This is a genomic window from Pseudomonas sp. 8_5_2, assembly GCF_059295255.1.
In genome coordinates this window covers 525,364-538,747 of sequence record NZ_CM181238.1, presented here as the reverse complement: position 1 = coordinate 538,747, position 13,384 = coordinate 525,364, and the positions used below count along the sequence as shown (strand labels likewise).

Below are 13,384 nucleotides of genomic sequence, written 5' to 3'. Positions count from 1 at the left end.
CCAGTCAAGACGAGGCCCCGGCCCTCCTCGCCCGATCATCGGCAACATTGTGTGTCGTCGATGACCGTTCGAGGGTTGCCGGGGCCCTGCCCTGTACTTAGTTACCGCTGGAATTCAGCGCTTCGGTCAGTGCAGCTTCGACCTCACTAGCGCTCACACGCAGCGGTTTGTCGGCTTCACGGCGACGCTTGCGCTCGCTGTGGTAAGCCAGACCGGTACCGGCCGGGATCAGACGACCCACGACCACGTTCTCTTTCAGGCCGCGCAGGTAGTCGCGCTTGCCGGTTACCGCCGCTTCGGTCAGTACGCGGGTGGTTTCCTGGAAGGAAGCCGCGGAGATGAACGATTCGGTCGACAGCGACGCCTTGGTGATACCCAGCAGCACACGGGTGAACTTGGAGATGAACTTGTCATCGCCGGCGAGACGCTCGTTCTCCACCAGTACGTGGGTCAGTTCCATCTGGTCGCCCTTGATGAAGCTGGAATCACCCGACTCCGAGATCTCGACCTTGCGCAGCATCTGACGCAGGATGGTCTCGATGTGCTTGTCGTTGATCTTAACGCCTTGCAGACGGTAAACGTCCTGGATCTCGTTGACGATGTACTTCGCCAGCGCGCTCACACCCAGCAAACGCAGGATGTCGTGCGGATCGCTCGGGCCGTCGGAGATGACTTCGCCGCGGTTTACCTGTTCGCCTTCGAAGACGTTCAGGTGGCGCCACTTAGGAATCAGCTCTTCGTACGGATCGCTACCGTCGGTCGGAGTGATGACCAGACGGCGCTTGCCCTTGGTCTCTTTACCGAACGCGATGGTGCCGCTGACTTCAGCCAGAATCGAGGCTTCTTTCGGACGGCGTGCTTCGAACAAGTCGGCAACACGTGGCAGACCACCGGTGATGTCACGGGTTTTCGACGTTTCTTGCGGGATACGCGCAATTACGTCACCAACACCGATCTGTGCACCGTCAGCCACACCTACCAAGGCGTTGGCTGGCAGGAAGTACTGAGCAGGTACATCGGTACCTGGCAGGTACAGGTCCTTGCCATTGGCATCGACCATCTTGATAGCCGGACGGATTTCCTTGCCTGCGGCAGGGCGATCCTTGACGTCCAGTACTTCAATGTTGGTCAAACCAGTCAATTCGTCAGTCTGACGCTTGATGGTGATGTTTTCTTCCATGCCCACGAAGGTCACGGTACCTTTCAGCTCGGTAACGATCGGGTGGGTGTGCGGGTCCCACTTGGCGACGATGGCGCCAGCTTCGACCTTTTCACCTTCCTTGACCGAAATTACCGCACCGTAAGGCAGCTTGTAACGCTCACGCTCACGACCGAATTCGTCGGCGATGGCCAACTCGCCCGAACGCGATACGGCAACCAGGTTGCCATCGGCACGTACTACCTGCTTCAGGTTGTGCAGACGAACCATACCGCCGTTCTTCACCTGGACGCTGTCGGCAGCCGAGGTACGGCTTGCAGCACCACCGATGTGGAACGTACGCATGGTCAGCTGGGTACCCGGCTCACCGATCGACTGGGCAGCGATAACGCCGACAGCTTCACCGATGTTCACCTGGTGACCGCGAGCCAGGTCACGACCGTAGCACTTGGCGCAGATACCGAAGCGGGTTTCGCAGTTGATCGGCGAACGCACGATCACTTCGTCGATGCTGTTCAGCTCGATGAATTCGACCCACTGCTCATCAACCAGGGTACCGGCCGGAACGATAACGTCCTCGGTGCCTGGCTTGAACACGTCACGGGCGATGACACGACCCAGTACACGCTCACCCAGCGGCTCTACAACGTCGCCGCCTTCGATGTGCGGGGTCATCAACAGGCCATGGTCGGTGCCGCAGTCGATCTCGGTAACCACCAGATCCTGGGCAACGTCTACCAGACGACGAGTCAGGTAACCGGAGTTGGCGGTCTTCAGTGCGGTATCCGCCAGACCTTTACGAGCACCGTGAGTCGAGATGAAGTACTGAAGCACGCTCAAGCCTTCACGGAAGTTCGCGGTGATCGGCGTCTCGATGATGGAGCCGTCCGGCTTGGCCATCAGGCCACGCATACCGGCCAACTGACGGATCTGTGCTGCGGAACCACGGGCACCGGAGTCAGCCATCATGTACATCGAGTTGAAGGACTCTTGCTCGACTTCTTTGCCTTCGCGGTCGATGACCTTCTCTTTCGAGAGGTTGGCCATCATCGCCTTGGAAACTTCGTCGTTCGCCTTCGACCACAAGTCGATGACCTTGTTGTACTTCTCGCCCTGGGTTACCAGGCCGGAGGCGTACTGGCTCTCGATTTCCTTCACTTCATCGGTGGCGCTGTTGATGATGCGGGCTTTTTCATCAGGGATGACGAAGTCATTCACACCGATGGAAACGCCGGAAATGGTCGAGTAGGCAAAGCCGGTGTACATCAGCTGGTCGGCGAAGATAACGGTCTCTTTCAGACCAACCACGCGGTAGCACTGGTTGATCAGCTTGGAGATCGCCTTTTTCTTCATCGGCTGGTTGACGACATCGTATGGCAGGCCTGCCGGTACAACCTGGAACAGCAGCGCACGGCCGACGGTGGTGTCGACGATACGGGTGTTCTTGGTCGAGGAACCATCACGGTCATTCACGGTTTCGTTGATACGAACCTTGATTTTCGCGTGCAGGGCAGCTTCGCCGGCGCGGAATACGCGGTCGACTTCCTGCAGGTCGGCGAACACGCGACCTTCGCCCTTGGCGTTGATGGCTTCACGGGTCATGTAGTACAGACCCAGTACCACGTCCTGCGAAGGAACGATGATTGGCTCACCGTTGGCTGGCGACAGGATGTTGTTGGTCGACATCATCAGCGCGCGCGCTTCAAGCTGGGCTTCCAGCGTCAGCGGCACGTGAACGGCCATCTGGTCACCGTCGAAGTCGGCGTTGTACGCGGCGCAGACCAGCGGGTGCAGCTGAATGGCCTTACCTTCGATCAGAACCGGTTCAAAGGCCTGGATACCCAGACGGTGCAGGGTCGGTGCACGGTTGAGCAGCACGGGGTGTTCGCGGATCACCTCGGCGAGCACGTCCCACACCTCTGGCAGCTCGCGCTCGACCATCTTCTTGGCAGCCTTGATGGTGGTCGCCAGACCACGCATTTCCAGCTTGCCGAAAATGAACGGCTTGAACAGCTCGAGGGCCATCTTCTTCGGCAGACCGCACTGGTGCAGACGCAGGGTCGGGCCTACGGTAATTACCGAACGGCCGGAGTAATCCACGCGCTTACCGAGCAAGTTCTGACGGAAGCGACCTTGCTTACCTTTGATCATGTCAGCCAGGGACTTCAGCGGACGCTTGTTCGAGCCAGTGATGGCGCGACCGCGACGGCCGTTGTCCAGCAGGGCGTCGACCGCTTCCTGCAGCATGCGCTTTTCGTTGCGCACGATGATGTCCGGCGCCGACAGATCGAGCAGGCGCTTCAGACGGTTGTTACGGTTGATCACCCGACGATACAGGTCGTTCAGGTCGGAGGTCGCGAAGCGGCCACCATCCAGCGGTACCAGCGGACGCAGGTCCGGCGGCAGCACTGGCAGGACGGTCAGGACCATCCACTCAGGCAGGTTGCCCGAGCCCTGGAAAGCTTCCATCAGCTTCAGGCGCTTGGACAGCTTCTTGATCTTGGTTTCCGAGTTGGTCTGCGGAATTTCTTCGCGCAGGCGACCAATCTCGTGCTCCAGGTCGATAGCGTGCAGCAGCTCGCGGACAGCTTCGGCACCCATGCGGGCATCAAAGTCGTCACCGAACTCTTCCAGCGCTTCGAAGTACTGCTCGTCGTTCAGCAGCTGGCCCTTTTCCAGGGTGGTCATGCCCGGATCGATAACGACGTAGCTCTCGAAGTAGAGCACGCGCTCGATGTCACGCAGGGTCATGTCCATCAGCAGGCCGATACGGGACGGCAGCGACTTCAGGAACCAGATGTGAGCAACCGGCGAGGCCAGTTCGATGTGCGCCATGCGCTCACGACGAACCTTGGCCAGGGCAACTTCAACGCCGCACTTCTCGCAGATCACGCCGCGGTGCTTGAGGCGCTTGTACTTGCCGCACAGGCACTCGTAGTCCTTGACTGGGCCAAAGATCTTGGCGCAGAACAGGCCGTCACGCTCTGGTTTGAACGTACGGTAGTTGATGGTTTCCGGCTTCTTGACTTCACCGAACGACCACGAACGGATCATTTCAGGTGACGCCAGACCGATGCGGATGGCGTCGAACTCTTCGACTTGACCCTGGTTTTTCAGCAAATTCAGTAGGTCTTTCAAGGCCTTTCCTCCTGGCGGAGCAGGGAGTGGGCATTACCGCCCCACTCCCCTTCGCGTCACGTGTTATTCGGTTTCCAGATCGATGTCGATACCGAGCGAACGGATCTCTTTGATCAACACGTTGAAGGACTCGGGCATGCCCGGCTCCATACGGTGATCGCCATCCACGATGTTCTTGTACATCTTGGTACGGCCGTTCACGTCGTCCGACTTCACTGTGAGCATTTCTTGCAGGGTGTATGCCGCGCCGTATGCTTCCAGCGCCCACACTTCCATCTCCCCGAAACGCTGACCACCGAACTGCGCCTTACCACCCAGCGGCTGCTGGGTAACCAGGCTGTAGGAACCAGTGGAACGCGCGTGCATCTTGTCGTCCACCAAGTGGTTCAGCTTGAGCATGTACATGTAACCAACGGTCACAGGACGCTCGAACTTGTTGCCGGTACGGCCATCGAACAGCACCATCTGGCCGCTCTCAGGCAGGTCAGCCAGCTTCAGCATGGCCTTGATCTCGCGCTCCTTGGCACCATCGAAGACCGGGGTAGCCATCGGCACGCCCTTCTTCAGGTTGTGCGCCAGGGCCAGGATCTCTTCGTCGGTGAACTCGTCGAGGTTTTCCTGACGACCGCCGATCTCGTTGTAGACCTCGGTCAGGAACACGCGCAGCTCAGCGGCTTTGCGCTGCTCTTCGATCATGCGGTCGATCTTCTCGCCCAGACCTTTGGCCGCGAGGCCCAGGTGAGTTTCGAGGATCTGACCGACGTTCATACGCGAAGGTACGCCCAGCGGGTTCAGCACGACGTCGACCGGAGTACCGTTGGCATCGTGTGGCATGTCTTCAACCGGCATGATTACCGAGACGACACCCTTGTTACCGTGACGACCGGCCATCTTGTCACCCGGCTGGATGCGACGGCGGATTGCCAGGTAGACCTTGACGATCTTCAGTACGCCCGGTGCCAGGTCATCGCCCTGCTGCAGCTTGCGCTTCTTGTCTTCGAACTTGTCGTCCAGCAGACGGCGACGATCGACGATGTACTGTTGAGCCTTTTCCAGCTGCTCGTTCAGTGCATCTTCGGCCATGCGCAGTTTGAACCACTGGCCGTGCTCCAGACCGTCCAGCACTTCGTCAGTGACCACAGTGCCCTTCTTCAGGCCTGCGCCACCGTCGACCACCTGGCCGTTCAGGGCAGAACGCAGACGCTCGAAGGTTGCGCCTTCGACGATGCGGAACTCTTCGTTGAGGTCCTTGCGGATCTCGTCGAGCTGCATCTTCTCGATGGCCAGGGCGCGGCTGTCGCGTTCTACGCCATCACGGGTGAAGACCTGTACGTCGATGACAGTACCTTTGGTGCCGGTTGGCACGCGCAGGGAGGTGTCCTTAACGTCGCTGGCTTTTTCACCGAAGATCGCACGCAGCAGCTTCTCTTCCGGCGTCAGCTGGGTTTCGCCTTTTGGCGTGACCTTGCCGACCAGGATGTCGCCCGCGCCTACTTCGGCACCCACGTAGACGATACCGGCTTCGTCCAGCTTGTTCAGTGCGGCTTCACCCACGTTCGGGATGTCCGCAGTGATTTCCTCTGGGCCAAGCTTGGTGTCACGCGCCACACAGGTCAGTTCCTGGATGTGGATCGTGGTGAAGCGGTCTTCCTGAACCACACGCTCGGACAGGCAGATGGAGTCTTCGAAGTTGAAGCCGTTCCACGCCATGAACGCGATGCGCATGTTCTGGCCCAGTGCCAGTTCACCCATGTCGGTGGACGGGCCGTCGGCCATGATGTCGCCACGCTGAACCTTGTCACCTTTGCTCACCAGCGGACGCTGGTTGATGCAGGTGTTCTGGTTCGAACGGGTGTACTTGGTCAGGTTGTAGATATCTACACCTGCTTCACCGGTTTCCACTTCGTCGTCGGCAACGCGAACAACCACACGGCTGGCGTCGACCGAGTCGATCACACCACCGCGGCGAGCAACCACGCAGACACCGGAGTCACGGGCAACGTTGCGCTCCATGCCGGTACCTACCAGCGGCTTGTCGGCACGCAGGGTTGGTACAGCCTGACGCTGCATGTTCGAACCCATCAACGCACGGTTGGCGTCGTCGTGCTCAAGGAACGGAATCAGCGAAGCTGCGACAGAAACAACCTGCTTCGGCGAAACGTCCATCAGGGTGACGTCTTCCGGCGCCTTGACGGTGAACTCGTTCAGGTGACGAACAGCTACCAGCTCATCGATCAGCTGCTTCTTCTCGTTCATCGCGGCCGAAGCCTGGGCGATGACGTGATCCGCTTCTTCAATGGCCGACAGGAACACGATGTCATCGCTGACCACGCCTTCCTTCACCACGCGGTACGGGCTTTCCAGGAAGCCGTACTGGTTGGTGCGGGCATAGGCTGCCAGGGAGTTGATCAGACCGATGTTCGGACCTTCAGGGGTCTCGATCGGGCACACGCGGCCATAGTGGGTCGGGTGTACGTCGCGGACTTCGAAGCCTGCACGCTCACGGGTCAGACCGCCCGGGCCGAGTGCGGAGACGCGGCGCTTGTGGGTGATCTCGGAGAGCGGGTTGTTCTGGTCCATGAACTGGGACAGCTGGCTCGAACCGAAGAACTCTTTCACCGCCGCCGCGACCGGCTTGGCGTTGATCAGGTCTTGCGGCATCAGGCCTTCGCTTTCTGCCATCGACAGACGTTCCTTGACCGCGCGCTCAACACGCACCAGGCCAACACGGAACTGGTTCTCGGCCATCTCGCCGACGCAGCGTACGCGACGGTTACCGAGGTGGTCGATGTCGTCGACGATGCCTTTGCCGTTACGGATATCGACCAGGGTCTTCAGAACCTCGACGATATCTTCCTTGCTCAGCACGCCCGAACCTTCGATCTCGGTACGACCGATACGACGGTTGAACTTCATGCGGCCGACGGCAGACAGGTCGTAACGCTCGGCGCTGAAGAACAGGTTGTTGAACAGGGTCTCGGCAGCATCCTTGGTTGGCGGCTCGCCAGGACGCATCATGCGGTAGATTTCGACCAGGGCTTCCAGCTGGTTGCTGGTGGTGTCGATCTTCAGCGTGTCGGAGATGAACGGACCGCAATCGATGTCGTTGGTGTACAGGGTCTCGATACGGACGACCTGAGCCTTGGCGATCTTGATCAGCAGATCGGTGGTCAGCTCGGTGTTGCACTCGGCCAGGATCTCACCAGTCGCCGGGTGCACGATCGCCTTGGCGGTAGTGCGGCCCAGGACGTACTCCATCGGAACGTCCAGCTGCTTGACGCCAGCTTTCTCGATCTGGTTGATGTGGCGCGCGGTGATACGGCGGCCTTGCTCAACGATGACCTTGCCGGTTTCGTCATGGATGTCCATGACTGCAACTTCACCACGCAGACGCTGCGCCACCAGTTCCAGGCTGAGGCTCTCGCCGGAAATGTGGAAGATGTTGGTGGTGTAGAAGGTGTTCAGCACTTCTTCAGTGCTGTAACCCAGGGCACGCAGCAGCACCGAGGCCGGCAGTTTGCGGCGACGGTCGATACGCACGAACACGCAGTCTTTAGGGTCGAACTCGAAGTCCAGCCACGAACCGCGGTAAGGGATGATGCGAGCGGAGTACAGCAGCTTGCCGGAGCTGTGAGTCTTGCCACGGTCGTGGTCGAAGAACACACCAGGCGAACGGTGCAGCTGGGAAACGATCACACGCTCGGTACCGTTGATTACGAAGGTACCGTTCTCAGTCATCAGGGGGATTTCACCCATGTAGACTTCTTGCTCTTTGATGTCCTTGATCGCTTTGTTCGACGATTCCTTGTCGAAGATGATCAGGCGCACCTTGACCCGCAGTGGAACCGCGAAGGTCACGCCACGCAGGACACATTCCTTCACATCGAAGGCGGGTTCGCCCAGGCGATAGCCTACGTACTCCAAGGCAGCATTGCCGGAGTAGCTGATGATCGGGAATACCGATTTGAAGGCCGCGTGCAGGCCGACGTCGCGGAAGTGATCCTTGGATGCTCCCGCTTGCAGGAATTCGCGATACGAATCCAGCTGGATGGCCAGGAGGTAAGGCACATCCATAACGTCCGGCAACTTGCTAAAGTCCTTGCGGATACGTTTTTTCTCAGTGTATGAGTAAGCCATCAGCGTTCCCCAGCTTGGTCACCTGCTTGTTTGGCTTCTCCCGACGGGAGCAGCCAGAAAATCGTGCAAACCCCTTGGTTTGCGCCACCCACATGGGTGTCTTGCAGCTTGTTATCGGGGCCGGCCTGACCGGCCACCAATAACGGAAAAAGGCCGGTGGCATAAGCCACCAGCCATCAGCCCTTTGCTCAACGCTCAGGCTGGCATCGCAAGGTCGAGATTACTTCAGCTCGACTTTAGCGCCTGCTTCTTCCAGCTTCTTCTTGGCGTCTTCAGCGGCTTCTTTCGAAACGCCTTCAGCTACGACCTGAGGAGCGCCGTCGACTTTCTCTTTGGCTTCTTTCAGGCCCAGACCGGTCAGTTCGCGAACGGCTTTAATCACGTTCACTTTCTTCTCGCCAGCTTCCAGCAGAACAACGTTGAACTCAGTCTGCTCTTCAACAACGGCAGCAGCAGCAGCTGGGCCAGCAGCGGCAACAGCAGCGGTCACGCCGAAGGTTTCTTCCATAGCTTTGATCAGCTCAACAACTTCCAGAACGGTTTTCTGGCCGATTGCTTCGATGATTTGTTCGTTAGTCAGGGACATGACTTAAATCCTGTATTGGGGTGACAGCCTACGCAGCCATCAAATTAAACATATGATTTTGAAAGATTTTACGCTGCCTTAGGCAGCAGCAGCTTCTTTCTGGTCGCGAACGGCCGCCAGAGTACGAGCCAGCTTGCTGGTGGCGCCTTGAATCACGCTCATCAGACGTGCGATAGCTTCGTCACGGGTCGGCAAGGTAGCCAGTACATCGATCTGGTTGGCGGCAATGAAATTGCCGTCAAACGCAGCTGCCTTGATCTCGAACTTGTCGTGACCCTTGGCGAACTCTTTGAACAGACGAGCAGCAGCGCCCGGGTGTTCGTTGGAGAAAGCAATCAGGGTCGGGCCTTTGAACGCGTCGTTGAGGATCGAAAATTCGGTGCCTTCAACAGCGCGCTTGAGCAGGGTGTTACGTACGACACGTACGTATACGCCAGCTTCGCGAGCCTCTTTACGGAGTCCGGTCATTGCGCTTACAGTCACACCACGGGCATCAGCCACGACAGCGGACAGAGCGACTTTGGCAGCCTCGTTGACTTCAGCGACGATGGCCTTCTTGTCTTCGAGTTTAATTGCCACGGGTTTACTCCTGGTTTTTACCGTTTCATCTGGCCGAAGCCGGATGTCGTTTTGGTGTCTGATTCGCGAACGAATCGGGAGCACCATCTGCGTGGGCTGGTATTTTAAGGCTTGCGCCACCTACGGTCTTGGATAGCCCCCGCCAGGCAGGGACCCCAATTTTTGCTGGCGGCGCGACAGGTCGCGCCGCCATGTTCTTACACGTCCAGCGAGCTCTGATCGATGACCAGACCTGGGCCCATGGTGGTGCTCAGGGTAACGCGCTTGACGTAGATACCTTTCGAGGAAGCAGGCTTGATACGCTTCAGATCAGCGATCAGGGCTTCAACGTTTTCCTTCAGCTTGCCAGCTTCAAAGCCGATCTTGCCAACGGAGGTATGGATGATACCGTTCTTGTCGGTACGGTAGCGAACCTGACCAGCCTTGGCGTTTTTCACGGCAGTGGCTACGTCTGGGCTAACGGTACCAACTTTCGGGTTAGGCATCAGGCCGCGAGGACCCAGAACCTGACCCAGCTGACCTACAACGCGCATGGCATCAGGCGATGCGATGACGACGTCATAGTTCAGGTCGCCGGCTTTCATTTCGGCAGCCAGATCGTCCATACCTACACGGTCAGCGCCGGCAGCCAGAGCGGCCTCGGCAGCTGGACCCTGGGTGAAGACAGCAACGCGAACGGTCTTGCCAGTGCCGTGTGGCAGCACAGTAGCGCTACGTACGACCTGGTCGGATTTACGCGGGTCAACACCGAGGTTAACGGCGATGTCGTAGGACTCTACGAATTTGGCAGCCGGCAGCGAAGCCAGCAGAGTTGCCGCTTCTTCGAAGTTGTAGGCCTTGCCTGCTTCGATTTTCTCGGCGATTGCCTTTTGACGCTTGGTCAGCTTAGCCATTACACACCCTCCACGTTCAGGCCCATGCTGCGGGCAGAGCCAGCGATGGTGCGTACAGCAGCGTCCAGGTCAGCGGCAGTCAGATCAGCCTGTTTGGCCTTGGCGATATCTTCCAGCTGAGCACGGGTCACGGTACCGACTTTAACGGTGTTCGGACGAGCCGAACCACTGGTCAGGCCAGCAGCTTTCTTCAGCAGAACCGAGGCAGGGGTGCTCTTGGTCTCGAAGGTGAAGCTACGGTCGCTGTAGACAGTGATGATCACAGGAGTCGGCAGGCCGGCTTCTTGACCCTGAGTACGGGCGTTGAAGGCCTTGCAGAATTCCATGATGTTCACACCGTGTTGACCCAGTGCTGGACCAACGGGTGGGCTTGGGTTGGCCTGGCCGGCCTTAACTTGCAGCTTGATGTAAGCCTGAATCTTCTTAGCCATGAGCTACTCCAAAATCGGGTACGAACGCCTGATGGCTCCCCGGATGACTTGCGTTTTATCCCAGTGACGACAAAACCCCGCAGCACACAGGGCTGCGGGGTATGGGATGCTTCGTCCGCCTAGACCTTTTCGACCTGGCTGAACTCGAGCTCCACCGGAGTAGAGCGACCGAAAATGAGCACCGCAACCTGCAGGCGGCTCTTTTCGTAGTTAACCTCTTCGACACTACCGTTGAAGTCAGCGAACGGACCGTCAACGACTCGAACCACTTCACCTGGTTCGAACAGCGTCTTGGGCTTCGGCTTGTCGCTACCGTCGGCAACGCGACGCAGGATAGCCTCGGCTTCTTTATCGGTGATTGGCGCAGGCTTGTCTGCAGTACCACCAATAAAGCCCATCACACGAGGAGTATCCTTGACCAAGTGCCAAGTCCCTTCGTTCATCTCCATCTGGACCAGTACATAGCCAGGGAAGAATTTACGCTCACTCTTGCGCTTCTGGCCGTTGCGCATTTCGACGACTTCTTCGGTCGGAACCAAGATCTCGCCGAAACCGTCTTCCATGCCAGCCAGCTTGACGCGCTCAATCAGGGAGCGCATTACATGCTTCTCGTAACCCGAGTAAGCATGCACAACATACCAACGCTTAGCCACGGGACACCTTTAGCCAACGATCAGGGAGACCGCCCAGCCGAGCAGGGAATCGAGACCCCACAACAGCAGTGCCATAACCAGCACGACAGCCACGACAATCAGCGTGGTCTGGGTGGTTTCCTGGCGGGTCGGCCACACGACTTTACGGATCTCGGTACGAGCTTCCTTCGCCAACGTAAAGAACGACTTGCCCTTCGCAGTCTGCAGAGCTACAAAGCCCGCGACAGCGGCCAGGACGAGAAGTGCGAGAACGCGGTACAGGATAGGAGAGGCGGAGTAGTATTGATTACCCACTACACCAACAACCACCAAAGCCACTACAGCCAGCCACTTGAACAGATCAAAACGCGATTCTTGGGCTTCAGTTTTGGGGGTCATCGAGGAGGATCCTGTAAGAAGAAAGCCATCACACCGAGGTGAAATGGCAGGTCAGGAGGGAATCGAACCCCCAACCTACGGTTTTGGAGACCGTCGCTCTGCCAATTGAGCTACTGACCTGTAACGCTGTATCAGGCCGGCCATTATACCGGCCTGATCAAGTAAATCAACTACTTATTCAATAATTTTTGCTACGACGCCGGCGCCGACGGTACGACCGCCTTCACGGATAGCGAAGCGCAGACCGTCTTCCATTGCGATGGTCTTGATCAGGGTGACAACCATCTGGATGTTGTCACCTGGCATTACCATTTCAACACCTTCCGGCAGTTCGCAGTTACCGGTCACGTCAGTGGTACGGAAGTAGAACTGAGGACGGTAGCCTTTGAAGAACGGCGTGTGACGACCGCCCTCTTCCTTCGACAGGACGTAGACTTCTGCAGTGAACTTGGTGTGCGGCTTGACCGAACCTGGCTTGACCAGAACCTGACCACGTTCAACGTCGTCACGCTTGGTACCACGCAGCAGAACGCCGCAGTTCTCGCCAGCACGACCTTCGTCCAGCAGCTTGCGGAACATCTCAACACCAGTGCAGGTGGTGGTGGTGGTGTCACGCAGACCAACGATTTCCAGCGGATCCTGAACGCGGACGATACCACGCTCGATACGACCGGTAACAACGGTGCCGCGACCCGAGATCGAGAATACGTCTTCGATCGGCATCAGGAACGGCTGATCGATGGCACGAACTGGCTCCGGGATGTAGCTATCCAGAGTTTCTACCAGCTTCTTGACAGCGGTAGTGCCCATTTCGTTGTCGTCTTTGCCTTCCAGGGCCATACGAGCCGAACCGATGATGATCGGGGTGTCGTCGCCTGGGAAGTCGTAGGTGGACAGCAGGTCGCGAACTTCCATCTCGACCAGTTCCAGCAGCTCAGCGTCATCTACCAGGTCAGCCTTGTTCAGGAAGACCACGATGTACGGAACGCCTACCTGACGAGACAGCAGGATGTGCTCACGGGTTTGCGGCATCGGACCATCGGCGGCCGAGCAAACCAGGATCGCGCCGTCCATCTGGGCAGCACCGGTGATCATGTTCTTCACGTAGTCAGCGTGACCTGGGCAGTCGACGTGAGCATAGTGACGAATGGTCGAATTGTATTCGACGTGAGCGGTGTTGATGGTGATACCGCGCGCTTTTTCTTCCGGAGCCGAGTCGATCTTGTCGAACTCAACGATTGCCGAACCGAAAACTTCGGAGCAAACGCGAGTCAGAGCTGCGGTCAGAGTGGTCTTACCGTGGTCAACGTGGCCGATAGTGCCGACGTTAACGTGGGGAAGGGAACGATCAAACTTTTCCTTAGCCATCGATACAATCCTCCGCAGAAGAAATAGTCTTGCGCTGATAAAACAAAGGCAGATATTTTCAT

General features: G+C 58.0%; 9 protein-coding genes and 1 tRNA gene. All 10 read right to left on the bottom strand.

The window, feature by feature from the left end; all coding sequences use genetic code 11:
• Nucleotides 1-97: 97 nt before the first annotated feature.
• Nucleotides 98-4,297, bottom strand: coding sequence for a DNA-directed RNA polymerase subunit beta' (gene rpoC / locus AC5O5R_RS02310; RefSeq protein ID WP_172221119.1), 4,200 nt, complete (start codon nt 4,295-4,297; stop codon nt 98-100).
• Between the two features lie 63 nt (nt 4,298-4,360).
• Nucleotides 4,361-8,434 (bottom strand): DNA-directed RNA polymerase subunit beta, encoded by a 4,074-nt coding sequence (gene rpoB, locus AC5O5R_RS02305; RefSeq protein WP_172221117.1) that lies wholly within the window; start codon nt 8,432-8,434, stop codon nt 4,361-4,363.
• Nucleotides 8,435-8,654: 220 nt separating this feature from the next.
• Nucleotides 8,655-9,020 (bottom strand): 50S ribosomal protein L7/L12, encoded by a 366-nt coding sequence (gene rplL, locus AC5O5R_RS02300; protein WP_033703494.1) that lies wholly within the window; start codon nt 9,018-9,020, stop codon nt 8,655-8,657.
• A gap of 78 nt (nt 9,021-9,098) precedes the next feature.
• Entirely contained in the window at nt 9,099-9,599 is a 501-nt protein-coding gene (rplJ, locus tag AC5O5R_RS02295) for a 50S ribosomal protein L10 (RefSeq protein WP_172221114.1), read from the bottom strand.
• Nucleotides 9,600-9,796: 197 nt separating this feature from the next.
• Nucleotides 9,797-10,492 carry a 50S ribosomal protein L1 gene (gene rplA, locus AC5O5R_RS02290; RefSeq protein ID WP_172221111.1) on the bottom strand — a complete coding sequence of 232 codons (696 nt, stop codon included), beginning with the start codon at nt 10,490-10,492 and terminating at the stop codon, nt 9,797-9,799.
• Nucleotides 10,492-10,923: a 50S ribosomal protein L11 gene (gene rplK, locus AC5O5R_RS02285; RefSeq protein ID WP_003255500.1), complete on the bottom strand. Its 432-nt coding sequence runs from the start codon at nt 10,921-10,923 to the stop codon at nt 10,492-10,494. Before rplK ends, rplA begins: the two co-directional genes overlap by 1 nt.
• A gap of 119 nt (nt 10,924-11,042) precedes the next feature.
• Nucleotides 11,043-11,576: a transcription termination/antitermination protein NusG gene (gene nusG, locus AC5O5R_RS02280; protein WP_043199430.1), complete on the bottom strand. Its 534-nt coding sequence runs from the start codon at nt 11,574-11,576 to the stop codon at nt 11,043-11,045.
• 9 nt (nt 11,577-11,585) lie between these two features.
• Nucleotides 11,586-11,954, bottom strand: coding sequence for a preprotein translocase subunit SecE (gene secE, locus AC5O5R_RS02275; protein ID WP_112249307.1), 369 nt, complete (start codon nt 11,952-11,954; stop codon nt 11,586-11,588).
• Between the two features lie 44 nt (nt 11,955-11,998).
• A tRNA-Trp gene (locus AC5O5R_RS02270) sits at nt 11,999-12,074 on the bottom strand.
• A gap of 54 nt (nt 12,075-12,128) precedes the next feature.
• Nucleotides 12,129-13,322, bottom strand: coding sequence for an elongation factor Tu (gene tuf / locus AC5O5R_RS02265; protein ID WP_172221108.1), 1,194 nt, complete (start codon nt 13,320-13,322; stop codon nt 12,129-12,131).
• Nucleotides 13,323-13,384 lie beyond the last annotated feature (62 nt).

Coding starts and splice junctions, on each gene's coding strand:
- secE (WP_112249307.1), bottom strand. CDS start 11,954: ATGACCCCCAAAACTGAAGCCCAAGAATCGCGTTTTGATCTGTTCAAG.
- rplA (WP_172221111.1), bottom strand. CDS start 10,492: ATGGCTAAGCTGACCAAGCGTCAAAAGGCAATCGCCGAGAAAATCGAA.
- tuf (WP_172221108.1), bottom strand. CDS start 13,322: ATGGCTAAGGAAAAGTTTGATCGTTCCCTTCCCCACGTTAACGTCGGC.
- rplL (WP_033703494.1), bottom strand. CDS start 9,020: ATGTCCCTGACTAACGAACAAATCATCGAAGCAATCGGCCAGAAAACC.
- rplK (WP_003255500.1), bottom strand. CDS start 10,923: ATGGCTAAGAAGATTCAGGCTTACATCAAGCTGCAAGTTAAGGCCGGC.
- rpoB (WP_172221117.1), bottom strand. CDS start 8,434: ATGGCTTACTCATACACTGAGAAAAAACGTATCCGCAAGGACTTTAGC.